The 24736-nt window shown below is 69.4% G+C and carries 20 protein-coding genes; 3 read left to right on the top strand and 17 right to left on the bottom strand.

Going from position 1 to position 24736, the window contains the following annotated elements; genetic code table 11:
• Positions 1-36 precede the first annotated feature (36 nt).
• The 6 genes from AB0G47_RS20925 to AB0G47_RS20950 all read right to left on the bottom strand — a co-directional run bounded on the left by AB0G47_RS20925 (position 37) and on the right by AB0G47_RS20950 (position 6625).
• Positions 37-870, bottom strand: coding sequence for a shikimate dehydrogenase (locus AB0G47_RS20925; protein WP_360771890.1), 834 nt, complete (start codon positions 868-870; stop codon positions 37-39).
• A complete protein-coding gene (gene mltG / locus AB0G47_RS20930) occupies positions 860-2542 on the bottom strand; it encodes an endolytic transglycosylase MltG (RefSeq protein ID WP_360771893.1) in 1683 nt (560 codons plus the stop codon). The genes AB0G47_RS20925 and mltG overlap by 11 nt, the downstream gene beginning before the upstream one ends.
• 124 nt (positions 2543-2666) lie before the next feature.
• The gene (gene ruvX, locus AB0G47_RS20935; RefSeq protein ID WP_266869918.1) at positions 2667-3131 is read right to left on the bottom strand and encodes a Holliday junction resolvase RuvX; all 465 of its coding nucleotides are present in this window, start codon (positions 3129-3131) and stop codon (positions 2667-2669) included.
• A 20-nt stretch (positions 3132-3151) separates the two neighbouring features.
• Positions 3152-5821, bottom strand: a complete 2670-nt coding sequence (gene alaS, locus AB0G47_RS20940; protein WP_360771895.1) for an alanine--tRNA ligase — start codon at positions 5819-5821, stop codon at positions 3152-3154.
• Positions 5821-6168: a DUF6167 family protein gene (locus AB0G47_RS20945; protein ID WP_135330895.1), complete on the bottom strand. Its 348-nt coding sequence runs from the start codon at positions 6166-6168 to the stop codon at positions 5821-5823. The genes alaS and AB0G47_RS20945 overlap by 1 nt, the downstream gene beginning before the upstream one ends.
• Positions 6169-6175: 7 nt before the next feature.
• The gene (locus tag AB0G47_RS20950; protein ID WP_135330894.1) at positions 6176-6625 is read right to left on the bottom strand and encodes a DUF948 domain-containing protein; all 450 of its coding nucleotides are present in this window, start codon (positions 6623-6625) and stop codon (positions 6176-6178) included.
• A 160-nt stretch (positions 6626-6785) separates the two neighbouring features.
• Between AB0G47_RS20950 and AB0G47_RS20955 the strand changes: the two genes are divergently transcribed.
• On the top strand, positions 6786-8963 hold the full coding sequence (locus AB0G47_RS20955; protein ID WP_360771898.1) for an AAA family ATPase: 2178 nt from the start codon (positions 6786-6788) through the stop codon (positions 8961-8963).
• Here the strand turns inward: AB0G47_RS20955 and rpsD are convergent.
• The 5 genes from rpsD to AB0G47_RS20980 form a co-directional block, all read right to left on the bottom strand.
• On the bottom strand, positions 8951-9565 hold the full coding sequence (rpsD, locus tag AB0G47_RS20960) for a 30S ribosomal protein S4 (RefSeq protein ID WP_135330893.1): 615 nt from the start codon (positions 9563-9565) through the stop codon (positions 8951-8953). The two genes, AB0G47_RS20955 and rpsD, sit on opposite strands and share 13 nt — an antisense overlap.
• A 370-nt stretch (positions 9566-9935) precedes the next feature.
• Positions 9936-11297 (bottom strand): replication-associated recombination protein A, encoded by a 1362-nt coding sequence (locus tag AB0G47_RS20965; RefSeq protein WP_360771902.1) that lies wholly within the window; start codon positions 11295-11297, stop codon positions 9936-9938.
• Between the two features lie 46 nt (positions 11298-11343).
• Positions 11344-11973: a vitamin K epoxide reductase family protein gene (locus tag AB0G47_RS20970; RefSeq protein WP_360771904.1), complete on the bottom strand. Its 630-nt coding sequence runs from the start codon at positions 11971-11973 to the stop codon at positions 11344-11346.
• Between the two features lie 238 nt (positions 11974-12211).
• On the bottom strand, positions 12212-13474 hold the full coding sequence (gene hisS / locus AB0G47_RS20975) for a histidine--tRNA ligase (protein WP_360771907.1): 1263 nt from the start codon (positions 13472-13474) through the stop codon (positions 12212-12214).
• 13 nt (positions 13475-13487) lie between these two features.
• Positions 13488-14195: an MBL fold metallo-hydrolase gene (locus tag AB0G47_RS20980; RefSeq protein WP_360771910.1), complete on the bottom strand. Its 708-nt coding sequence runs from the start codon at positions 14193-14195 to the stop codon at positions 13488-13490.
• A 142-nt stretch (positions 14196-14337) separates the two neighbouring features.
• Here AB0G47_RS20980 and AB0G47_RS20985 point away from each other — a divergent pair, with 142 nt between their 5' ends.
• Positions 14338-15159, top strand: coding sequence for a peptidylprolyl isomerase (locus tag AB0G47_RS20985; RefSeq protein WP_360771913.1), 822 nt, complete (start codon positions 14338-14340; stop codon positions 15157-15159).
• A gap of 134 nt (positions 15160-15293) precedes the next feature.
• The gene (locus tag AB0G47_RS20990; protein WP_360771916.1) at positions 15294-16526 is read left to right on the top strand and encodes a DUF349 domain-containing protein; all 1233 of its coding nucleotides are present in this window, start codon (positions 15294-15296) and stop codon (positions 16524-16526) included.
• A 69-nt stretch (positions 16527-16595) separates the two neighbouring features.
• Here the strand turns inward: AB0G47_RS20990 and AB0G47_RS20995 are convergent, their stop codons facing one another.
• The 6 genes from AB0G47_RS20995 to ruvB all read right to left on the bottom strand — a co-directional run bounded on the left by AB0G47_RS20995 (position 16596) and on the right by ruvB (position 24725).
• Positions 16596-19190 (bottom strand): RelA/SpoT family protein, encoded by a 2595-nt coding sequence (locus tag AB0G47_RS20995; protein ID WP_360771919.1) that lies wholly within the window; start codon positions 19188-19190, stop codon positions 16596-16598.
• Positions 19191-19408: 218 nt separating this feature from the next.
• Positions 19409-19957: an adenine phosphoribosyltransferase gene (locus AB0G47_RS21000; protein ID WP_266868994.1), complete on the bottom strand. Its 549-nt coding sequence runs from the start codon at positions 19955-19957 to the stop codon at positions 19409-19411.
• On the bottom strand, positions 19954-21087 hold the full coding sequence (secF, locus tag AB0G47_RS21005; protein WP_360771922.1) for a protein translocase subunit SecF: 1134 nt from the start codon (positions 21085-21087) through the stop codon (positions 19954-19956). Before secF ends, AB0G47_RS21000 begins: the two co-directional genes overlap by 4 nt.
• Position 21088: 1 nt before the next feature.
• Positions 21089-22840 carry a protein translocase subunit SecD gene (gene secD, locus AB0G47_RS21010; RefSeq protein WP_360771924.1) on the bottom strand — a complete coding sequence of 584 codons (1752 nt, stop codon included), beginning with the start codon at positions 22838-22840 and terminating at the stop codon, positions 21089-21091.
• A 169-nt stretch (positions 22841-23009) separates the two neighbouring features.
• A complete protein-coding gene (gene yajC / locus AB0G47_RS21015) occupies positions 23010-23477 on the bottom strand; it encodes a preprotein translocase subunit YajC (RefSeq protein WP_360771927.1) in 468 nt (155 codons plus the stop codon).
• Positions 23478-23642: 165 nt separating this feature from the next.
• Positions 23643-24725, bottom strand: coding sequence for a Holliday junction branch migration DNA helicase RuvB (gene ruvB / locus AB0G47_RS21020; RefSeq protein WP_360771930.1), 1083 nt, complete (start codon positions 24723-24725; stop codon positions 23643-23645).
• Positions 24726-24736: the final 11 nt, after the last annotated feature.

Genomic DNA, 24736 nt, shown 5'->3' on the forward strand with positions numbered 1-24736 from the left:
TGCACTCCCCCTGATCGCTGCCGAACAGAGTGGATCTTAACGTCCGTCGAGCGCGTGTTCCCCGGCCTTCCGCATCACGTCGAGCGGCGCGGGAGCCCGCCCCGTCATCTGCTCGACCTGCAGCACCGCCTGGTGCACAAGCAGGTCGAGACCGCTGACCACCGCACCGCCGTACCCCGACCAGCGGGCCGCGAGCGCGGTGGGCCACGGGTCGTACAGCACGTCGAAGAGGGTGGCGGGCCGCTCGGGCACGGCCTTCGAGAGCGCGTCGGTCGTGCCCGCCGGAGTCGTGGCGATCACCAGGGGCGCGCTCAGCGCACGCTCGGCGTCCGCCCAGTCCGCCGTCCGCACCTCCACGTCGAGCCGCTCGCCCCACTGCCGCATCTCGGCGGCGCGCGCCTCACTGCGTACGTACGCGACGACCTCGCCCGTGCAGATCCGCGCGAGCGCGGCAAGCGCGGACGACGCGGTGGCGCCCGCGCCGAGGATCGCCGCGGACTCGACCTGCTCGATGCCCCGTTCGCGCAGGGCGGCGACCATGCCGGGGATGTCGGTGTTGTCCCCGACGCGTCGGCCGTCATCCGTGCAGACGACCGTGTTGACCGCCTCGACGGAGGCCGCGGTCTCGCTGATCTCGTCGAGCAGCGGGATCACGGCGCGCTTGAGCGGCATCGTCAGGGAAAGCCCGGCCCACTCGGGGCCGAGCCCGGCGATGAAGCCGGGCAGCGCCGCCTCGTCGACGTCGAACAAGTCGTACGTCCAGTCGGCCAGACCCAGCTCCCCGTATGCGGCGCGGTGCAGCACCGGGGAGAGGGAATGGGCGATGGGGGAGCCGAGGACCGCCGCTCGGCGGCCGATCTCAGTCGCCATTCCTCTGCCGTTCATTGAATTCCGCGACCAGCTTCTCGTGCTCGGCCAGCGTCTTGGTGAACTGTGTCTTCTTTTGGTCAACGGAGATGAAGAACATCCAGCCACCGTCGTCCGGATCCACTGTGGCCTTCAGTGCTTCGTCCCCTGGGTTTCCGATCGGTCCCGGCGGGAGGCCCTTGTGGTAGTAGGTGTTGTACGGGTCGGGATCGCTGCGGATCTTTGAGATCGGGATGTCAATCTCGCTCTGACCCTTGAGGTAGTTGTACGTCGAGTCGAACTCGAGCTTCTGGTTGGTGACGGTGTTGGACGTCTTCAGACGGTTGTAGACGACAGCCGCCATCTTCTTGAAGTCGTCGTGCGTCATACCCTCGGCCTGCACCAGGCTGGCCACCGTGAGGACCTGCAGCGGGTCGTCGAGCTGCAGAGCGTCCGCCTTGGACTTGAGGCCCAACTCGTCGTACTTCTCGCTGGCTTGGGCCACCATCTTCTTGAGGACGGCCTCGGGCTTCTGACCCTTGGCAACCGGGTAACTGGAGGGGTAGAGGAACCCTTCCAGCGGGTCCTTGATGTCCTTGTTTGTGTTCGCCCAGTCCGGAATCCCGAGGGACTTCCATTCCTTCTTGGCGATACCGGCAGTCGTCCCCTTGTCGAGACCCAGACGGGTGTCGATCTGTGCGTAGACCCAGGAATTCCGCCTACCCTCAGGAATAATGAGGTTGTTCCGGCTCTTAGGGCTCAGCATCAATTCGACGGCACTCTTCGCCGACATTTCCTTCTTCAGGACATAGACACCGGCCTGAATGGATTCACCCTTGGGATTCTGCGCCTGCGCAGAAACAAAGGCGTCCACGCTCTTGACGACCCCGGCGTCCTTCAGTTTCTGGCCGATGACGTAACCGCCGGAACCCTTCGGGATGTCCACGGTGGCGGTTCCGGTTCCCTCGCCCGCGTAGTCGGGCGACGTACCGAATCGGTCCTGATAGAACTGATAGCCGAAATAGCCGACCCCGCCGAGACCGCCGGCGAAGACCAGCGTCACGACCAGGCAGGCGCAACCGCTGCGGCGCTTCTTCGGCTTCTTGCCGCCCCGGCCGCCACGACGGTCCCCGCGGCCGCCCTTGCGGCCCGGCTCGTCGTCGTACTCGTCGTCATCGTCGTCGGCGCCCGAGAAGAAGGCGTGCTCGCCCTGGTCGGGGCCCGGATCCCAGTCCGGCTCCGGCTCGGGGGCCGGGCGGCGGCGGTGCGGCGGCTCCGGCGGCGGGTAGGCATCGGGGGTGCCGTAGTAGTCGGCGCTCTCCCCGGCATAGCCACCCGGCTGACCGCCGTAGGGGTCCACCGGGTCGCCGCCGTAAGGGACCTGGCCCTGCCGGCCGGTGTCCCAGCCGCCGTTGTACTGCTGCTGGGCGCCGGTGCCGTCGTACTGCTGATGCGCACCGGTGCCGTCGTACTGCTGCTGACCGTAGGCCTGCTGCTGGCCCGTGCTCCAGTCGTCGTACTGGGACTGCTGGGGGTGCTGCTGAGGGTGATGCGGCTGCTGCGGGTGGTACTGCCCCTGGCCGCCGTAGGTGGACGGGCCGCCCGCGGGCGCCTGTCCTCCCCATCCGCCGTCCCCGTACAACGGGTCCTCGGGATGCCACGGTTCGGAGCCTGGGCCCCGGCCATACTCAGTCATCGATCCCCTACAAGCCGCGAGGCGGGGCCGCCGACTGGATAGGAGGGCAACCGTTCCGCCTCTTGATGCTGTGCGGCAGCTGTTCGAACGCCGCCGCATCGCGCGGAACGTTACCGTATCGCGATCAGATGACCACTTCGACGCCCTCGCCCGGAGCTTTACCTGACGCCCGTTCGGACTCCAGGGCCTGCTGAAGGATGATGACGGCGGCCGCCTGATCGATGACAGACCTGCCCTTTTTGGACTTCACGCCCGAGGCGCGCAGGCCCTGACTCGCCGTCACTGTGGTCATCCTCTCGTCCAGCAGGCGCACCGGTACGGGTGCCACCATGCGGGCGAGGTCCTGGGTGAAGGCGCGGACCTTGACGGCCGCCGGGCCCTCGCCCCCCTTGAGGGAGCGAGGGAGGCCGACGACGATCTCGATCGGCTCGTACTCGTCGACGAGCTGCTTCAACCGGCGCTGGGCGGCCGGGACATCGCGTCCCGGCACCGTCTCCACCGGAGTGGCGAGGATCCCGTCGGGGTCGCACGATGCGACCCCGATGCGGGCATCGCCGACGTCGATCGCGAGGCGTCGGCCCCGGCGCATGCCCCCTGCGGAATCGGACATCAGGCCGTCTCGGTGACGAGGCGCTCGACGGCGGCCATGGCGTCGCCGATCGCGGCCGGGTTCTGGCCGCCGCCCTGGGCGACGTCCGGCTTGCCGCCGCCACCGCCGCCGAGGGTCTTGGCGGCCGTACGGACCAGGTCGCCGGCCTTGAGGCCGCGCTCGCGGGCGGCCTCGTTGGTGGCGATGACCGTCAGCGGGCGGCCGTTGGCCGTGGTGAAGAGGGCGACCACGGCCGGGCGGTCGCCCGGGATGCGGCCGCGTACGTCGAGGACCAGCTTGCGCAGGTCGTCGGCGCCCGTGCCGTCCGGCACCTGCCCGGTGACGAGCGCGACGCCGCGTACGTCCTTGGCGGAGTCGACGAGACCGGCGGCGGCCGCGAGGACCTTCTCCGCGCGGAACTTCTCGATCTCCTTCTCGGCGTCCTTCAGCTTGCCGAGCATGGCGGAGATCTTCTCGGGCAGCTCCTCGGCGCGGCCCTTGACCAGCTCCTGGAGCTGGGCGACGACCGTGTGCTCCTTGGCCAGGAAGTTGTACGCGTCGACGCCGACCAGGGCCTCGATGCGGCGCACGCCCGAACCGATGGACGACTCGCCGAGCAGCTTCACCAGACCCAGCTGGGCGGTGTTGTGGACGTGCGTGCCGCCGCACAGTTCCTTGGAGAAGTCGCCGATGGTGACGACGCGCACGCGCTCGCCGTACTTCTCGCCGAACTCGGCGATGGCGCCCTGCTTCTTGGCGTCGTCGATCGACATGACCTCGGCCTGCACGTCGAGTTCACGCGAAAGCACTTCATTGATCTTCTGCTCGACGTCCGTCATGACCACCGTGGGTACGGCGGACGGGGAGCCGAAGTCGAAGCGGAAGCGGCCCGGCTGGTTCTCGGAGCCGGCCTGGGCGGCCGTGGGGCCGAGCGCGTCGCGCAGCGCCTGGTGCGTGAGGTGCGTGGCGGAGTGGGCGCGGGCGATGGCATTGCGGCGGTGCTTGTCGATCGAGGCCCAGACCTGGTCGCCGACGGTGATCTCGCCGACCTGGACGACACCCTTGTGGACGTGCACGCCGGGGACCGGCTTCTGTACGTCACGGATCTCGACGACGGCGCCGTTGTCGAGCCGGATGCGGCCGGAGTCGGCGATCTGGCCGCCGCCCTCGGCGTAGAAGGGGGTGCGGTCCAGGACGACCTCGACCTCGTCGCCCTCGCGGGCGGCCGGGGACGAGAGGCCGTCGACCAGGAGGCCCACGATCACGGCCTCGTTCTCCGTGAGGGTGTAGCCGGTGAAGTCCGTGGCGCCGGAGGCGTCGGCGATCTCGCGGTAGGCGCCGAGGTCGGCGTGGCCGGTCTTCTTGGCCTGGGCGTCGGCCTTGGCGCGCTCCCGCTGCTCCTTCATCAGGCGCCGGAAGCCGTCCTCGTCCACGGAGAGGCCCTGTTCGGCGGCCATCTCCAGGGTGAGGTCGATCGGGAAGCCCCACGTGTCGTGCAGCAGGAACGCCTTGTCGCCGGAGAGGACCTTGCCGCCGGCGGCCTTGGTCTCGGTGACGGCGGTGTCGAGGATGTTCGTGCCGCCCTTGAGGGCCTTGAGGAAGGCGGCCTCTTCGGCGAGGGCGACGGTCTCGATGCGCTTGCGGTCGGTCTGGAGCTCGGGGTACTGCTCGCCCATCGACTTGATGACCGTGTCGACGAGCTCCGCGACGACCGGGCCCGTGGCGCCCATGAGCCGCATGTTGCGGATGGCGCGGCGCATGATGCGGCGCAGCACATAGCCGCGGCCCTCGTTGCCGGGCGTCACGCCGTCGCCGATGAGCATCACGGACGTACGCATGTGGTCGGCGACGACGCGCAGGGAGACGTCCGAGCCCTGGTCGGCGCCGTAGCGGACGCCGGTCAGCTCGGTGGCCTTGTCCATGACGACGCGCAGGGTGTCGGTCTCGTACATGTTCCGCACGCCCTGCAGGATCATGGCGAGACGTTCGAGGCCGAGGCCGGTGTCGATGTTCTTGCTGGGCAGCTCGCCGAGGATCTCGAAGTCCTCCTTCGAGGTGCCCTCGCCGCGCTCGTACTGCATGAAGACCAGGTTCCAGATCTCCACGTAGCGCTCGTCGTTGACGGCCGGGCCGCCCTCGACGCCGAACTCGGGGCCGCGGTCGTAGTTGATCTCCGAGCAGGGGCCACAGGGTCCGGGGACGCCCATGGACCAGTAGTTGTCCTTCTTGCCCAGGCGCTGGATGCGCTCGGCGGGGACGCCGACCTTCTCGCGCCAGATCGTCTCGGCCTCGTCGTCGTCCAGGTAGACCGTCACCCAGAGGCGCTCGGGGTCAAGGCCGTAGCCACCGTCCGCCACGGAGCTGGTGAGCAGCTCCCAGGCGTACTTGATGGCGCCTTCCTTGAAGTAGTCGCCGAAGGAGAAGTTGCCGCACATCTGGAAGAACGTGCCGTGCCGGGTGGTCTTGCCGACCTCTTCGATGTCCGGCGTACGCACGCACTTCTGCACGCTCGTGGCGCGCGAGAACTGCGGCTTGACCTCACCCAGGAAGTAGGGCTTGAAGGGCACCATGCCGGCCGGGACGAGGAGCAGAGTCGGGTCGTCCGCGATGAGCGACGCCGAAGGGACGACGGTGTGCCCGCGCTCCTCGAAGAAGCTCAGCCAGCGGCGACGAATTTCTGCCGACTCCATCAGTGGTCCTCATTCCGGTTGTACGAGAACTTCGTGTTCTCGAGGTACTTCGTTTTGTTCTTGTCGCTGTGGTTCTCGATGACCGCGAAGCGCCGCTGCGCGGGGAGTTCGGCATCGGGGTGGCGGTTCAGGCCCAGCGCCTCGCCGAGTTCGGACTCGCGCTCGACCATGCCGTCCCGGACGTCGAGTGCGAAGTCCTTCAAGCGGTGACCGGCGTCGATCGCCTTGTTCGCGGCCTGCGCGGCGAGGCTCTCGGGGGTCAGCTTCTTGAGCTTGCGGTTGACCTTGGTGGTGGCCCACACACCGGCAGCGGCGCCCGCGGTGAACCAGAACGTACGGCGGAACATCGCTGCGTCAGTCCTTCTTCCGCTTGCCCCGTCGCCGCGCGGAGGGCACCGTGCGCCCCACGATCACGGTACGTCGGGCGGGCGCCGGGGGCACATTGTTTGATTCGGGTCCTGCCTTGCGGCCCAGGGCCCTGCGCACCCCGTAGCCGAACGCCGCGACCTTGACGAGGGGTCCGCCGAAGGTGGAGGCCACCGTCGTGGAGAGCGCGGACGCGTTCGACGTCACTTCCTGGACGTCGGACGCGATGGCGTCGACCCGGTCGATCTGGGTCTGCGCGGAGCGTACGGCGGTGGAGGCATCCGCGAGGAGCGGCACGGCCTGCTCGGTCACTTCCGCGACGAGCTTGGTGGTCGCCCTGAGCGTCTGGGCCAGCCTCACCAGCACCACGGCCAGGAAGGAGACCAGGATCGCCCAGAAGACGGCCACGAGAATCCCGGCCACCTCTCCACCGGACACTGTGCACCGCTCCCTGAACATCGGCCCTGAACATCAAAAAGTCGTCCTCCGACCCTATCGCGCCGGGGCGACGGCTCCGCACCGCATTACCGCGTACGGTCAAGGGAGTTGCGCGAACTGATTGTACTGACTGCTTACGGATGAGTACGCTCCGTATCTCATGCGACGCGATCAGCGCCCAGTCGACCGCCCGGATGCTTCTCCTGCCGCCGCGGCGCGCACCGGCAACCTCCCCCTTGAGCTCAACGCCTTCATCGGCCGGTCGGCCGAACTCGCGGATCTCGCCTCGGCGTTGGCGGCCGGACGCCTGGTGACGGTGACCGGCGTCGGCGGTGTCGGCAAGTCGCGGCTCGCCGCCCGAGCCGCCGCGGACGCCGGGCCCCGGGACGGCGCCTGGCTGGTGGAGCTCGCCGCCGTACGCGACCCGGATCTGGTGGAGCACGCGGTCGCCGACGCGCTGCGGCTCACGGACCACACGCACCGGCCGCCGCGCCAGGTGCTGCTCGACCATCTCGCGGAGCGGGACGTCCTGCTCGTCATCGACGGGTTCGAGCACCTAGTGGACGCCTGCGCCTCGCTGGTGCGGGATCTGCTGGTGCGCTCCCCCGGCCTTCGGGTCCTCGCGGTGGGGCGCCGGCCGCTGGACACCGGCGGCGAGCGGATCTTCCCGCTGGCGCCGCTGCCCACCGCTGACGCGGCCGCGCTCTTCGCCGACCGGGCGGCGGCGGGCCTCGCCGGCTTCACCCTGGACGAGGAGAACGGCGCCGACGTGGCGGAGCTGTGCCGCCGCCTCGACGGGATCCCGCTGGCCGTCGAGCTGGCGGCCGGGCGGCTGCGGTCGCTGTCGCCGGCGCAGCTGCTCGACCGGCTCGACGACCGGTTCGGGCTCCTGACGGGGACCCGGCGGGACGCACCGCCGCGGCACCAGACCCTGCGTACGGCCATCGGCTGGAGCCATGAGCTGTGCACGGCCGACGAGCGGCTGCTGTGGTCGCGGCTCTCGGTGTTCTGCGGCCCCTTCGACCTGGAGGCGGCCGAGTACATCTGCAGCGGCGACGGGTTGCGCTCCGACGACGTCCTCGACGTGCTCGGCGAGCTGCTCGCGCAGTCCGTGGTGACCCGTGAGGAAGGACCTGCGGGTGTGCGCTACCGCATGCTCGACACGGTCCGGGCGTACGGCGCCGACTGGCTGGCGGCGACGGGCGACGACGCCCGGATGCGGCGCCGCCACCGCGACTGGTACATGGGGTTCGCCACCTGGTGCGAGCTGGACTGGTTCTCGCCCCGGCAGGCGCGGGTCGCCGCGCTCGTCGACTGCGAACTGCCCAATCTGCGGGGCGCGTTGGAGTACTGCCTGACCGAGCCGGACGAGACGCATCTGGGCCAGTACCTGGCGGGCAGCCTGTGGTTCTACTGGGTCGGCTGCGGGCGCCTCGCGGAGGGCAGGCACTGGCTGGACCGCGCCCTTGAGCTGGACGGCGGCCATGACGAGTCCCGGCTGAAGGCGCTGTGGGTCCTTGGTTATGTGGCGGTCCTGCAGGGCGACACGGTCGCCGCGCTCGCCGCGCTGCAGGAGTGCAGGGACGAGGCGGAACGTACCGGCAGCGCCGTCGCCGCCGCGTACGCCGTGCACCGCATCGGGTGCCTCGCACTGCTCGGCGACGACATGCCGCGCGCGGAAGCCTTGCTGCGCTCGGCCCTCGACCAGTACCACGCGATCGGCGAGCTGAACAGCAATGTCCTGATGGGCCAGGTCGAGCTGGCGATGGTGCTGGCCTTCCGGGGCGATCTGGCCGACGCGGTCGACCTGTGCGAGGACGTACGCCGGGTCTGCGAGGACCACGGCGAGCGCTGGACTCTCGCGTACGCCCTGTATGTGCTCGGCTTCGCGGCCTGGACGCGCGGCGAGGCGGCCACCGCCCGTGATCTGGTGAAGCGGTGCCTGGCCCTGGACCACTCCTTCCACGATCTGCTGGGCACGGTGCTCGCGATCGAGCTGCTTGCCCTGTTCACCGTGGCGGACGGCGATCCCGCCGAGGCGGCGGTGCTGCAGGGTGCCGCGTCCCGTATCTGGCCTTCGGTGGGCCAGCCGCTGTTCGGCTCCGAGTACTTCGGCGGGCCGCATGTGCTGTGCGAGTCGCAGGCCAGGGAGCAGCTGGGCGACGCGCGCTACGAGGAGTGCAGGGACGCCGGGGCGCGGCTCACGCCCGACGCGGCGGTGGCACGGGCCCTCGGCAGCGGCACAGGGCACGCAAAAACCCGTCGCCCGACCGCCCACGAGGGGCGGCCGGGCGACGGGCTGAAGCAGGGAGAGCTACGTCCGGGTCAGCGGGCGTAGTACTCGACGACGAGCTGCTCGTCGCAGATCACGGGGATCTCCTTGCGGTTCGGGTCACGGTCCAGACGGAAGGCCAGGGCCTTCAGGTTGACCTGGAGGTAACGCGGGGTCTCGCCGTCGGGGGCGAAGCCACCCTCACGCGCGACCTGGAACAGCGGCTTCTCGCGGCTGCGCTCGCGGATCATCACGACGTCGTCGGGACGGACGCGGAACGACGGCTTGTCGACCTTGCCGCCGTTGACCTCGACGTGGCCGTGGCTGACCATCTGACGGGCCTGGTAGATCGTGCGGGCGATGCCCGAACGCAGAACCAGGGCGTCGAGACGACGCTCCAGCTCGATGACCAGGGCCTCACCGGTCTTGCCTTCGGCCTTCTTGGCGCGGTCGTAGGCACGGGCCATCTGCTTCTCGCTGATGTCGTACTGCGCGCGCAGACGCTGCTTCTCGAGCAGACGGACCTTGTAGTCCGAGTTCTGCTTGCGCCCACGGCCGTGCTCGCCCGGCGGGTAGGGACGGGCCTCGAAGTACTTGACGGCCTTCGGGGTCAGCGCGATGCCGAGGGCACGCGACTTCTTGACCTTGGGGCGGGACTGGTTCGGCATGAACCAACCTCTCTGTTCTCTGTGAATACGGCTTCACCAGGGTTAAGGGAGGTCGCAATCCGCAGCCTGGGAAACCCATCGGATCCGGTGGATCTGGATCCGGCGGGCAGCCGCTCCCTGGTCTGGGCACATACGTGCAGCACGCGAGTGGCCCACCGACCGTTTCCCGGAGTACGAGATGGTGGTGGGCTGCCCGCGACACCTTCGACGGTGCGCGACGCTCCTGGAGATTCCTGGACCGTGAGATCCGGGGCTCCGGCTGGATGTCCCGTTCTGGTGATGCCGGTACGAGACCGGACACGGGACGCAGCACTGCGGGCAAGTGTACCGGGTGGGCGCGGGTGCCTCAGCCGCAGGGCTCGGGGCCTGGCTAGGCCTCGGGCTGCTCGCCCTTGAGGCGGGCGCGGACCCGCTCGACCACGTCGGCGTACCGCGCCTCTCCGCCGTATCTCGTGGGCTGGTAGTAGCGCTTGCCCTCGATGGCGTCCGGGGCGTACTGCTGGGCCGCGATGCCGCCCGGGACGTCGTGCGGATACACATAGCCCTGGGCGTGGCCGAGCTTGGCCGCGCCCTTGTAGTGGCCGTCGCGTAGATGGGGCGGCACGGGTCCGGCGAGGCCCGCGCGGACGTCCGCCTGGGCCTGCTGGATCGCGATCGTCGCGGCGTTCGACTTCGGGGCGAGCGCGAGGGCGATCGTCGCGTGGCTGAGGGTGAGCGCTGCCTCCGGGAAGCCGATCATGGCCACGGCCTGGGCGGCGGCGACCGCCGTGGGCAGGGCCGTGGGGTCGGCGAGGCCGATGTCCTCGCTTGCGGAGATCATCAAGCGCCTGGCGATGAAGCGGGGGTCCTCACCCGCCTCGATCATGCGGGCCAGATAGTGCAGCGCCGCGTCCACGTCGGAGCCGCGGATGGACTTGATCAGGGCGCTCGCGACGTCGTAGTGCTGGTCGCCGTCGCGGTCGTACTTCACGGCGGCCCGGTCGACCGACTCCTCCAGGGTCTGGAGGGTGATCTCCTTCTCGCCCTTGGCGATGGCCGATCCGGCGCCCGCCTCCAGGGCGGTGAGCGCGCGCCGGGCGTCGCCGCCGGCGATGCGCAGCAGATGCGCCTCGGCCTCGTCGGGCAGCGTGACCGCGTCGCCGAGGCCCCGCTCGGCGCTGAGGGCCCGGCGCAGCAGGCCTCGCAGGTCGTCGTCGGTGAGCGGTTCGAGGGTGAGGAGCAAGGAGCGCGAGAGCAGCGGGGAGATGATCGAGAAGTACGGGTTCTCGGTCGTCGCCGCGATCAGCGTGACCCAGCGGTTCTCGACCGCCGGGAGCAGGGAGTCCTGCTGGGCCTTGCTGAAGCGGTGGATCTCGTCGAGGAAGAGGACGGTCTCCTTGCCGTGACCGCCCATCGCCCTGCGGGCGCCGTCGATGACCGCGCGCACTTCCTTGACGCCCGCGGTGATCGCGGAGAGCTCGACGAAGCGCTTGTTCGTGGCCTTCGAGACGACGTACGCCAACGTCGTCTTGCCGATGCCGGGCGGGCCCCACAGGAATACCGAGGAGGGCCCCGCGGGCCCTCCCCCGCCCTCGCCGACGAGGCGGCGCAGGGGGGAGCCCGGCTTCAGCAGATGCTGCTGGCCGACGACTTCGTCGAGGGTGCGCGGGCGCATCCGGACGGCCAGGGGACTGCTGGACGGGTCCTTCTCCTGGCGGTCTTCGGCTGCGGCGGTGAACAGGTCGGGCTCCACGTCCAGAACCCTATGTCACCCCACTGACAATCCCTCCGGGCGCCGGTCAGGCCCAGAGGTCGGCGCCCCAGCGCGTGAGGATCAGCATCGCGATGACGCCGGTGTGCATCACCGGCAGGGCCCAGGTGAAGTCCTCGAAGAAGCTCTTGACCCAGCCCGGGGCGGGCAGGAAGCCCTTGCGGACGTTGAAGGACGTGACGTACCAGAACATCAGGAGCGTGGCGACCCAGGCCAGGCAGCACCACAGGCAGAGCGCGTTGATCTCGTACAGCGACTGGATCATCAGCCAGGTGCAGAATCCGACGCCGAAGAGCATGCCCGCGTTCATGGTGAGCCAGTACCAGCGCGGGAAACGGGCCCCGGCGAGCAGGCTCATGCCGACGCCGATGATGATGGCGTAGGTGACAAGGCCCAGCATCGGGTTGGGGAACCCGAAGGCCTCGGCCTGCTCGCTCTTCATGATGCTGCCGCAGGCGACGATGGGGTTGATGCTGCAGCCCGGCGTGAAGTTCGGGTCCTTCAGGAGCTCGAACTTGTCGATGGTGATCACCCAGGAGGCGAGCAGACCGGCCGCGCCCGTGATCACCAGGAGCAGGGCAAGTGCGCGGCTCCCGCCGACGGCACCCGGAACGTCCGTCCGCTCCCCGCCGTCCAGGGCATCGTCCTTCGCTGACATCGTTTTGCTCATCACGCCGTTCCGTCGCTTGTGGGTGGCCTGCGGGCACGCACATTGTGCCGCACGCGACCGGGTGTCCACCGTTCGATGGACATAAGGAAGTACGCACGGAGGTCCCCGGGCGTTCGGTTGGCGAATTCGATGCGGTTCGGGTTGCCGGGATGAGTCAAACGCCGGACGGGGCTGGATCCTTCAGCCCCGTCCGGCGTTTGACGAGCGCCTCAGCTCAGCCCGGACTTCAGCTCAGCCTCGACTTCAGCTCCGCCACGATCCCGTCCACCGCGACCGCCGTCTGCTCCCCGGACTCCATGTCCTTGAGCTGCACGACGCCCTCGGCGAGGTCACGCTCACCGGCGACGACCGTGAAGCGCGCGCCGCTGCGATTGGCGTTCTTCATCGCGCCCTTGAGGCCCTTCCCGCCGTACGAGAAGTCCGCCGCGACGCCCGCCCTGCGCAACTCCGTCACCTTGGAGAACAGCACCCGCCTGGCCTCCTCGCCCAGCGGCACCGCGAACACACTGGTCGCCGAGGGCAGTTCGAGCTCGACGCCCTCCGCCTCCAGGGCGAGCACCGTGCGGTCCACGCCGAGCGCCCAGCCGACGGACGGCAGCGAGGGGCCGCCGATCATCTCGGACAGGCCGTCGTAGCGGCCGCCGCCGCCCACCGCGGACTGCGAGCCGAGGCCGTCGTGGACGAACTCGAAGGTCGTGCGCGTGTAGTAGTCCAGGCCGCGGACCAGCTTCGGGTCGTCCTCGTACGCGACACCCTCCGCCGTCAGGAGCTCGCGCACCTGCTCGTGGTACGCCTTGCACCCGTCGCACAGGTAGTCGCGCAGCATCGGGGCGCCGACCAGCTGCTTCTGGACGTCGTCACGCTTGTCGTCCAGGACGCGGAGCGGGTTGATGTCGATACGTCGACGTGTCTCCTCGTCCAGGTCGAGCGCGCGCAGGAAGTCCTGCAGCGCGGCGCGGTAGACGGGGCGGCACTCCTTGTCGCCCAGCGAGTTGAGGAGGATGCGGAACTGCTTCAGGCCGAGCGCGCGGTACGCCTGGTCGGCCAGGATGATCAACTCGGCGTCCAGGGCCGGGTCCTCGGCGCCGATCGCCTCGGCGCCGACCTGCGAGAAGTGCCTGTAGCGGCCCTTCTGCGGGCGCTCGTAGCGGTAGTACGAGCCGGAGTACCAGAGCTTGACGGGGAGGTTGCCCGCCTTGTGGAGGTTGGCCTCAAGGGCCGCGCGCAGCACGGACGCGGTGCCCTCGGGGCGCAGCGCGAGCTGGTCGCCGCCCTTGGTCTCGAAGGCGTACATCTCCTTGGAGACGATGTCGGTGGACTCGCCGACGCCGCGCGAGAACAGCTCGACGTTCTCGAAGCCGGGAGTCTCCACGTATCCGTAACCGGAGTTCCGCAGCGGTGCCGCGATCGCCTCGCGGACCGCGAGGTACTTCGCGGAGTCCGGCGGAAGCAGGTCGTAGGTGCCCTTGGGGGCCTTGAAGGTGCTCACGGGAGTTCTCTCGTCACATTCCTCGTCGGGGAGCCGCGTCGGCTCCCAGGCCGGCGGCCACCTGGCGCAGATACGGGTTGGTGGCGCGCTCACGGCCAATGGTCGTGTGCTCGTTGTGACCGGGCAGGACCACGGTCGAGTCGTCGAGCGGCAGGCACACACGCGCCAGCGACTCGAGGATCTCGGCGTGCGATCCGCCGGGCATGTCGGTGCGTCCGATGGAGCCGGCGAAGAGCAGATCGCCCGAGAAGAACACCGAGGGAACCTCGGCGGACTCGGGGAGCTGGAAGGTCACCGACCCCTTCGTATGGCCCGGCGCGTGCGCGACGGAGAAGTCGAGTCCGGCCAGCTTCAGCTGCGCGCCGTCGCTCAGCTCCCTGAGGTCGGCGGGCTCCCCCACGGTCAGCTCGCCCATCAACTGCGCGCCGAAGGCACGGCCTATGGCCTTCTCCGGGTCGCTGAGCATGTACCGGTCCTCGGGGTGGATCCACGCGGGTACGTCGTTGGCTCCGCAGACCGGGACGACCGAGGCGACATGGTCGATGTGGCCATGGGTGAGGACGACCGCGACGGGCTTGAGCCGATGCTTCTTGAGTGCGTCCTCGACTCCCTGGGCGGCCTGGTGGCCCGGGTCGATGATCACGCACTCCTCGCCTGCGGCGGGGGCGACCAAGTAGCAGTTGGTCCCCCAGGCCCCGGCGGGAAACCCGGCAATGAGCACGATCGTCCTTCGTTCGTCGTCCGGCGGAGGTGACCGCGCAGGTCGCGGCAGATCAGAGACTACCGGCGCTGACGATTCCACAGCTAACCCATATACGGTACGGGGCACACGAAGCGGTCCCCAGCAGAGGAGAGAGAACCCGGTGGTCAGCAACGATCAGCGGCGGCGTCAGCTCGCCCGGGAGAAGTTCTTGCGGCAGCAGCAGCGCCGGGAGGCCGCGCGACGCAGGGCGCGGATGCGCAACGCGGTGATCGCATCGGCGCTCGCGGTGGTCGTGGCCGGCGGCGCGGTGTCGTACGCGGCGGGAGCCTTCGACGACGACGGCAAGCCGAAGGACGAGGCGAGCGCGAGCCCCACCAAGCAGCCGGACCCCTGCGAGAAGCCCGCGGGCGGCAAGGTGAAGCCGCTGAGCTTCAAGAAGGAGCCGGCGCTCACGATCGACAAGTCGGCCGACTACACGATGAAGCTGAGCACGACCTGCGGCGACATCGACCTGAACCTGTCGGCGGCGAAGGCCCCGCACACGGTCAACTCCTTCAACTTCCTGGTGAACAAGGGCTATCTGGACCACACGAAGTGCCACCGGCTCGTCTCGGGCGGCATCTACGTCCTCCAGTGCGGCGACCCGAAGGGCACCGGCGAGGGCGGCCCCGGCTACTCGATCCCGGACGAGAACCTCAAGGACAAGAGCCTGAAGGGGAACGTGTATCCGGCGGGCACGGTCGCGATGGCCAACCAGTACAACGCCCAGGAGAAGAAGGGCCGGGACACCGGAGGCAGCCAGTTCTTCCTGGTCTACCAGGACAGTCAGCTGCCGCCCGACTACACACCGTTCGGGACCATTTCCGATTCCGGGATGAAGGTGCTCAAGAAGATCGCCGACGCCGGCGAGAGCACCGGGCAGGGCGAGGGCGCCCCGAACGCGACGGTCGTCATCAACAAGGCGACCGTGTCGAAGTCCTGACCCCCGCCAGGCAAACTTCGGACGCGCGGGATGCGGACAGCCGCCCCGCCGGTCGCCTATGTTGGCGGTGACGAAACTGTGGACGATGCCGGGGGCCCCGAGGCCCTGCGCAGGCATCATGTGGAGGAGGCGCTGTGAGCAGCGACCCGTGGGGCCGCGTCGACGAGACGGGGACCGTGTATGTGCGCAAGGCCGACGGCAGCGAGCGCGAGGTCGGTTCGTGGAAAGCGGGGTCTCCTGACGAGGCCCTCGCCTACTTCGAGCGCAAGTACGACGGTCTGGTCGTCGAGATCGGACTTCTCGAGCGCCGGGTGAAGACGACGGACCTGTCGGCCAAGGACGCCATGACCGCCATCGACCACCTGCGCCAGCAGGTGGACGAGGCGCACGCGGTCGGCGATCTGGATGCCTTGAGCACGCGTCTGGACAAGCTCGTCGAGACGGTGGAGGCGCGCCGCGAGGAGCGCAAGGTCCAGAAGGCCAAGCAGTCGGACGAGGCGCGGCACGCCAAGGAGGCGCTGGTCGTCGAGGCCGAGGAGCTCGCGCAGAGCGAGCAGTGGCGGGCGGCGGGCGAACGCCTGCGCGCCCTGGTGGACACCTGGAAGGGTCTGCCGCGCCTCGACCGCAAGTCGGACGACGAGCTGTGGCACCGCTTCTCGCACGCCCGCTCGGCGTTCTCCAAGCGCCGCAAGGCCCACTTCGCCTCGCTGGACGCCCAGCGCGAGGAGGCCCGCAAGACCAAGGAGCGTCTGGTCGGCGAGGCCGAGGCGCTCTCCGGGTCGACCGACTGGGGTCCGACGGCCGCGCGGTACCGCGATCTGATGACCGAGTGGAAGGCCGCCGGCCGCGCCCAGCGCGAGCACGAGGACGATCTGTGGAACCGCTTCCGCGGCGCCCAGGACGTGTTCTTCGCGGCGCGCAGCGCGGTCTTCGCGGAGCGGGACGCCGAGCAGACGGAGAACCTGAAGCTGAAGGAGGAGCTGGCCGAGGAGGCCGAGAAGCTCGTCCCGGTGAAGGACCTCAAGTCGGCGCGTGCGGCCTTCCGTTCGATCAACGAGCGGTGGGAGGCCATCGGCCACGTCCCGCGCGACGCGCGGCCGAAGGTCGAGGGCCGGATGCACGCGGTGGAGCGGGCCCTGCAGGACTCCGAAGAGGCCGAGTGGCGCCGTACGAACCCTGAGGCACGCGCGCGTGCCGAGGGTCTCACCGGCCAGCTGCAGGCCGCGGTCGACAAGCTGACCGAGCAGATCGAGAAGGCTCGTACGGCGGGCAACAACGCCAAGGCGGACAAGCTCCAGAAGGAGCTGGACGGCCGCCAGGCGCTGCTCGACCAGGCGCTGAAGGGCCTGCACGAGTTCGGCGGCTGAGTTATTCGCTGTCTACGTAGAGGGGCTCCCGTACGCGATGTACGGGAGCCCCTCTACGTAGTGGACCGTTTACGGCCTGCGGGCCGACGTCACCCTGTAGACGTCATACACGCCCTCGACTCCCCTGACCGCCTTGAGGACGTGCCCCAGGTGCTTGGGGTCGCCCATCTCGAAGGTGAAGCGGGACGTGGCGACGCGGTCGCGGGAGGTCTGGACGGCCGCGGACAGGATGTTCACGTGCTGGTCCGAGAGGATGCGCGTGACGTCCGAGAGCAGCCGCGAGCGGTCAAGGGCCTCCACCTGGATGGCGACCAGGAAGACCGACGACTGGGTGGGCGCCCACTCGACCTCGAGGATCCGCTCGGGCTCGCGCGAGAGCGAGTCGACGTTGACGCAGTCGCTGCGGTGAACCGATACGCCGCTGCCGCGCGTGACGAAGCCGATGATGGGGTCGCCAGGGACGGGCGTACAGCAGCGGGCCAGCTTGACCCAGACGTCCTCGACGCCCTTGACCACCACGCCCGGGTCGGCGTTGGCCCGGCGCTTGCTGCGGCCGCGGGCGGGCGGCGCGCTCTCGGCGATGTCCTCGTTGGCGGCCTCCTCGCCGCCGAGCGCCTGGACGAGCTTCTGCACGACGGACTGCGCGGTGACGTGTCCCTCGCCGATCGCCGCGTACAGCGAGGAGATGTCGGGGTAGCGCATCTCGTGGGCGAGGGTGACCAGTGAGTCCCCGGTGAGGATCCGCTGGATCGGCAGGTTCTGCTTGCGCATGGCCCGCGCGATGGCGTCCTTGCCCTGCTCGATGGCCTCCTCGCGGCGCTCCTTGGAGAACCACGCACGGATCTTGTTGCGCGCCCGCGGCGACTTGACGAAGCCGAGCCAGTCGCGGGACGGGCCGGCGCCGGCCGCCTTGGAGGTGAAGACCTCCACCAAGTCGCCGTTGTCCAGGGTCGATTCGAGCGGCACGAGCCGTCCGTTGACCCGTGCTCCAATGGTGCGGTGGCCGACCTCGGTGTGGACGGCGTACGAGAAGTCGACGGGGGTCGCGCCCGCGGGGAGCGCTATGACATCGCCCTTCGGCGTGAAGACGAAGACCTCGTTGCGGGAGAGGTCGAAGCGCAGGGACTCGAGGAACTCGCTGGGGTCCTCGGTCTCCTTCTGCCAGTCCAGGAGCTGGCGCAGCCACGCCATGTCGTTGAGGTGGTCGTCCTTGCCACCGGCCTTCTTCGGCACGTCGGTGCGCACCTTGGAGGCGCCGGCGACGGCCTCCTGCTTGTACTTCCAGTGCGCGGCGATGCCGTACTCGGCACGGCGGTGCATGTCGAACGTACGGATCTGGAGCTCGACGGGCTTGCCGTTCGGGCCGATCACCGTCGTGTGCAGCGACTGGTACATGTTGAACTTGGGCATCGCGATGTAGTCCTTGAACCGGCCGGGGACCGGATTCCATCGCGCGTGCACCGTGCCGAGCGCCGCGTAGCAGTCGCGGACCGTGTCGACAAGGACCCGGATACCCACCAGGTCATAGATCTCGGCGAAGTCGCGGCCTCGCACGATCATCTTCTGGTAGACGCTGTAGTAGTGCTTCGGGCGGCCGGTGACGGTGGCCTTGATGCGGGCGGCGCGCAGGTCGGCCTGGACCTCGTCGGTCACTATGGCGAGGTACTCGTCGCGCTTGGGCGCCCGCTCGGCGACGAGCCGCACGATCTCGTCGTACATCTTGGGATAGAGGATCGCGAACGCGAGGTCCTCCAGCTCCCACTTGATGGTGTTCATGCCCAGGCGGTGCGCCAGCGGAGCGTAGATCTCGAGCGTCTCGCGGGCCTTCTTTTCCTGCTTCTCGCGCTTGAGGTACCGCATCGTGCGCATGTTGTGCAGGCGGTCGGCGAGCTTGATGACCAGGACGCGGGGGTCCTTGGCCATCGCGACGACCATCTTGCGTACGGTCTCGGCCTGCGCGGCCTCGCCGAACTTGACCTTGTCGAGCTTGGTGACGCCGTCGACGAGCAGCGCGACCTGGTCGCCGAAGTCCCGCTTGAGGGTGTCGAGGCCGTACTCGGTGTCCTCGACGGTGTCGTGGAGCAGCCCCGCCATGAGGGTGGCCGGGTCCATCCCGAGCTCGGCGAGGATGGTCGTCACGGCCAGCGGGTGCGTGATGTACGGGTCGCCGCTCTTGCGCTTCTGGCCGCGGTGCCAGCGCTCGGCGACCTGGTAGGCCTTCTCGATCTGGCGCAGCGTGGCCGTCTCGATCTTGGGGTCGTTGCTGCGCACTATCCGCAGCAGCGGCTCCAGGACCGGGTTGTACGGGTTCGAGCGCTGGACGCCGAGCCGGGCCAGGCGGGCGCGGACGCGGTTGGAGGAGCCGGAGCGCTCGTTCTTGGCCGCGGTGGGGCGGATCGCCGGGGTCGTGCTGCCGGGGCGGGCCTCGGTGGGAGGCTTGGGGCGCGGCTGCTCGGCGGGCTTGTCGCGCTGAGCGCTGCCGCCGGGCGTGCCCGGTGCGGACGTGGTGCTGGGGGCCGCGCTCTCCGACGGCTTCGCGGGCGTCGCGCTCTGCGCGTTCTTCGCGGGCGTCGCGTTCTGCGCGGGCGCGGCAGTGCTCGCCGCCGCGCGCTCGGCCTGCTCTGCGGCCTTGGCGGCGGTGAGTGCCTTGGACTCGTCTGGCAAGAGCGCTCCCTGTGCGCGATCCGGGTCCCCCGGTCAGGCCCCGAAGAGCCCATGGTATCGATCCTGGACCTTCGGCTCGCCCTCAGCCCGTGAGACAGGTCTCCACGGGAGAAACACCTGAGGTTCTCCACACGGCGAACCCGAGGCCTCTACGGGGGAAACACCCGAGGCGGGCACCGGATTCCTCCGGGCCCGCCTCGGGGTGTGCGTGGGTCCGCTCAGACCGTGATCAGGGCCTCCAGCGGGGCGCCCTCAAGGGCGGTCTCCAGCTTGGCGCGGCCGCCGAGGAAGCCGAGCTCCATGAGCACCGCCACACCGGCGACCTGCGCGCCGGCCCGGCGGATCAGCCGCAGCGACGCCTCGGCGGTGCCGCCGGTCGCCAGGACGTCGTCGATGACCATGACGCGGTCGTCGGCGGCGAGGTCCTCGGCGTGCACCTCGATCTCGGCGCTGCCGTACTCCAGGTCGTAGGCCTGGCTGAGCGTCGCTCCGGGGAGCTTGCCCGCCTTGCGTACGGGGATGAAGCCGAGCCCGGCGCTGAGCGCTACGGGGGCGCCGAGGATGAAGCCGCGGGCCTCCAGGCCGACGACCTTGGTGGCGCCGTGCCGCACGGCGAGGTCCGCGAAGGCCTCGGTGAGCGCCGCGAACGCCGCCGGGTCCGCCAGCAGCGGGGTGATGTCCTTGAACATCACGCCCGGCTCCGGGTAGTCCGCGACGTCCCGGATGCGGCTGAGCAGCAGCTCCGTGGTTGCGGTCGTCTCGGTCATCGGCGCTTCCCCGAGGGACGGCCGCGGCCTCGGCCCCGGGAGGTGGGCTGGGTGCGCGGGCCGACGACGCCCGCGGGGGCGGCGTCCTCCGGCACCCGGTCCTGCTCCTCGTCGTCGCCCTGCTCCGCGCTGTCGGCGCTCTCCGCGGATTCGCCCTTGGCCGCCGCGGCGGCACGCTTGGCGAGGACGCGCTTCTTGAGCGCCTTCATCGCCGGCTCGGTCTCCTTGAGGTCGGCGACGAGGGGCGTGGCGATGAAGATCGAGGAGTACGCACCGGCCGCGAGGCCGACGAACAGCGACAGCGAGATGTCGTTGAGCATGCCCGCGCCGAGGAAGCCGCCACCGATGAAGAGCAGACCGGCGACCGGCAGGAGCGCGACGACCGTGGTGTTGATCGAACGCACCAGGGTGCTGTTGATGCTGCGGTTGGCGACCTCGCTGTAGGTCCACCGGGTCTGCTTGGTGAGGTCCTTCGACTGCTCCTTCAAGCTGTCGAAGACCACGACCGTGTCGTACAGCGAATAACCGAGGATCGTCAGCAGACCGATGATCGTGCCCTGGGTGACCTCGAAGCCCACAAGGGCGTACACACCGACGGTGATCGTGATGTCGTGGATCAGGGCGATCAGCGCGGCCAGCGCCATCCGCCACTCGAAGGCGATCGCCAGATAGATCACCACGAGGACCATGAAGATGATCAGGCCCGTCCAGGCCTTCTGGCTGATCTGCTCACCCCAGCTGGGGCCCACGAGGTCGGCGTTGATGTCGTTGGACTCGATGTCCATGTCCTTGGCCAGGTCGGCCTTGATCTGGTCGGACTTGGTGGTGTCCACACCGGCGACCTGGATGCGCAGACCGCCCGAGCCGAGCTCCTGCACGACCGCGTCGTGGCCGGAGGCCTCTTCCGCGTACTTCTCCGCCTGAGCGACCGAGACGCTGGTCTTCGGGGTGGTGAAGACGGCGCCGCCCTCGAACTCGATGCCCATGTTCAGGCCGCGCACCGCGAGACCGACGATCGCCGTGATGGTGATCAGTATCGAGATGCCGTACCAGATCTTGCGCTTGCCGACGAAGTCATAGCCGACCTCGCCGCGGTAGAGCCTGGCGCCGAGATTGCCGAGCTTCGACATCTCACGCCTCCTTCGGGTCGACGGGGGCGGTGGCACGGCGCGTGCGGCGCAGCGGAGGCTTGGCGCCGAGCCGCTTCGGGTCGAGCCCGGACCACTTGTGGCCGTTCGCGAAGAACGGCTTGCGTGCCATGAGCGTCATCAGCGGCTTGGTGAAGAAGAAGACCACGACGACGTCGAGCAGGGTGGTCAGGCCGAGCGTGAACGCGAAGCCCTGGACCTTGCCGACCGTGACGACGAAGAGCACGGCGGCCGCGAGGAACGACACGAAGTCGGAGACCAGGATGGTGCGCCGGGCACGCGGCCAGGCACGCTCGACGGCGGGCCGCAGCGTGCGTCCCTCGCGGACCTCGTCCCTGACGCGTTCGAAGAACACGATGAACGAGTCCGCCGTGATACCGATCGCAACGATCGCACCACACACCGCGGGCAGGTTCAGGGTGAAGCTGATGGCCGGGCCGAGCAGCGTCATCAGGGTGTACGTGAGGGCCGCCGAGGCCAGGAGGCTCGCGATGGCGATGAGCGACAGGCCCCGGTAGTAGACCACCAGGTAGATGATGACGAGCGCGAGGCCGATGGCGCCGGCGATCAGACCGGCCTGCAGCTGCTCGCCGCCGAGGGCCGGGCTCACCGTGGTGACGCTCTGCTCGTGGAAGGTGAGCGGCAGCGCGCCGTACGACAGGATGTTGGCGAGGTCCTGGGCCGACTCCTGCGTGAAGCTGCCGGAGATCTCGGCGTTGGCGCTCAGGGTCGTGTTGACGCTGGGGGCCGAGGCCACTTCGCCGTCGAGGACGATGGCGAACTGGTTCATCGGAGGCTGCTGCTGCGAGAGCTTGCTGGTGGTCTTCGAGAACTTCTTCGAGCCGCCGCCCGTGAAGTCCATGTTGACGACCCAGGCGCCGCTCTGCTGGCTGATGGTGGCCTTGGCGTCGTCGACGTCCTTGCCGTTCAGCTCGGCCGGGCCGAGCACGTACTTCTCCCACTGCCCGGCGTTGTTCTTGCCACAGGCGATGCTCTGCTCGGAGGGCTTGATGCCGTCGCCGACCTTGGCGCGCTGCGCCTTGTCGGTGCAGTCGAGCGCGGTGAACTTCTTCTGCAGGGCCGCGGTGGCCGGGTCGGCCGACGGGGTGGGGGTGGGCGCCGCCTTGTCCTTGTCGCCGCCCTTGTCCGAGGACTTGGGGGACGGGGTGGCGTCGGCCTTCAGGCCGTCGGTGACGGCGCGGCCCTGGGAGGTGGGCGTCGCCGTGGGGGTCGAGGAGGGCGTCGCCTTGTCCTCGCCCTTCTCGGTCGCCTTGTCCTTGTCCGTGCCCTTGCCGGACGAGGAGGCGGACGGCTCGGGGGTGGGCTCGCCGGGGGCCACCGTCAGGACGGGACGGAAGTAGAGCTGAGCGGTCGTGCCGACCTGCTCGCGCGCCTGCTTCTCGTTCGTGCCCTTGGGGATGTTGACGATGATGTTCTCTTCGCCCTGGGTCTGCACCTCGGCCTCGGACACACCCAGACCATTGACGCGGTTGTTGATGATGCTGACCGCGGTGTTCATGTTGGTCGGGTTGATCGCGTTCTTCTGGCCGGGCTCGTTCTTCGCCTGGAGCGTGATGCTCGTACCGCCGGCGAGGTCAATGCCGAGGCGGGGCGTGGTGTTCCCGGAAAGGAACATCCCCCCGGTGAGCGCCACGAGGGCGATCAGGATGAAGACCAAAGAGCGGCCCGGCTTGCCCGGGGCGCTCTGCCTTCGGCCCTTCTTAGGTGCTGCCACCTTCTCGTTCTCCCTGTCCAACCGCCCGGCGTCCGGTGCCCTGCCCCGTCACTGAGCGGGGAGTTCCCAGGTGGGCGGCCATGAAATGGTGTCGAGACCCGTCACGAAACCCACGCACTGCGAGGACCGTGGCAGCGCGAGCGGCGCGCCCCACGGACCCCGGTGGTGGCTACTTCGCGTCGGACTCGCCGTCGGTCTTCTTCGGCTCGGCGTCGTCCTCGGGAGCGGTGTCCGCGTCCTTCTTGCCGAGGTCGATGGGCGAGTCGTCGGAAGCGTCGGCGGCGGGCTCGTCGGTCTCGGTAAGGGAGGAGGCGTCGTCCGGAACGATGGGGGTGTTCGACTTCAGGTCGGCACCCACGCCGTGGACGATGCGGTTGTACTCGTCGTCCTCGAGGACGGCGCCGACGGCGTTCTTCGCGTAAAACGCGTGCACGCCCGGAGCCACCTCAAGGAGGACCGCGTCGTCGTGAACCTCCTTGACGGTGGCGTACATGCCCCCGATCGTGCGGATGCCGGTGCCGGGCTGCATCTCATTGCGCATCTGCGCGGCCGCCTGCTGCTTCTTCTTGGCGGACCGCGTCATCAGGAACATGGCCCCGATGAGCACGATGAAGGGGAGGAGGGTCACGATATTCACGGGACGGAGTTTCCTTCGCATGACCGCGCAGGTAAGCGGCCTGATGGACGGGGGTGGGCACGCCGCCCACAAGGGACGGCATCGGCGGAGTCTAAGCGAGTCCGCACCTAACGAACAACGCTCAGCATGGCACCGCAGTTCCTGACCGTGCGAGTACGCGCGCCGTCACGCCCCGAACAGGTCCCCTTGTCCGATTCCGCCCGCCTGACGCGGGGGAACAAGGCCGAGATGCGCCCATGCCGCGGGCGTCGCGACGCGGCCGCGGGGCGTGCGGGCGAGGAGTCCCTCCCGTACCAGGAAGGGCTCGGCCACCTCTTCGACCGTCTCGCGCTCCTCCCCCACGGCGACGGCGAGCGTCGACAGACCCACGGGTCCGCCGCCGAACAGTTTGAGCAGCGCCTCCAGGACGGCCCGGTCGAGGCGGTCGAGGCCGCGGTCGTCCACCTCGTAGACCTTCAGGGCCGCGCCCGCGATGTCCCTGTCGATCTCGCCGTCGGCCTTGACCTGCGCATAGTCGCGTACGCGGCGCAGCAAACGGTTGGCGATACGGGGCGTGCCGCGGGAGCGGCCCGCGATCTCGGCGGCGCCGGCCGGGTCGATGGCCACGTCGAGCAGCTGTGCGGAGCGGTGGACCACCCGCTCCAGCTCGGCCGGCTCGTAGAACTCCATGTGGGCCGTGAAGCCGAAGCGGTCGCGCAGCGGTGGCGGCAGGAGGCCCGCGCGGGTGGTGGCGCCGACCAGGGTGAAGGGCGGCAGCTCCAGCGGGATGGCGGTGGCGCCGGGGCCCTTGCCGACGATGACGTCGACGCGGAAGTCCTCCATCGCCATGTAGAGCATCTCCTCGGCGGGCCGCGACATCCGGTGGATCTCGTCGAGGAAGAGCACCTCCCCCTCCTGGAGGGAGGAGAGGATCGCCGCGAGGTCGCCCGCGTGCTGGATGGCCGGGCCGCTGGTGATGCGGATCGGGGCGCCCATCTCGGCTGCGATGATCATGGAAAGTGTGGTCTTGCCGAGGCCCGGGGCACCGGAGAGCAGTACGTGGTCGGCGGTGGCGCCCCGCGCTCGGGCCGCGCGCAGGACCAGGTCGAGCTGCTCGCGGACCTTCTCCTGGCCGATGAACTCGTCCAGGTCCTTGGGGCGCAGCGCCGCCTCGACCGCCTGGTCCTCCCCGTCGGCGGACGCACCGACAAGACGGTCGGCCGCACCCGCCGGCGCGGTCGTGTCGTCGGTGGTCTCGTCCCAGTTCATGAGGTCGCCTC

The sequence above is a fragment of the Streptomyces sp. NPDC021622 genome, from assembly GCF_040640795.1.
Taxonomy (GTDB): domain Bacteria; phylum Actinomycetota; class Actinomycetes; order Streptomycetales; family Streptomycetaceae; genus Streptomyces.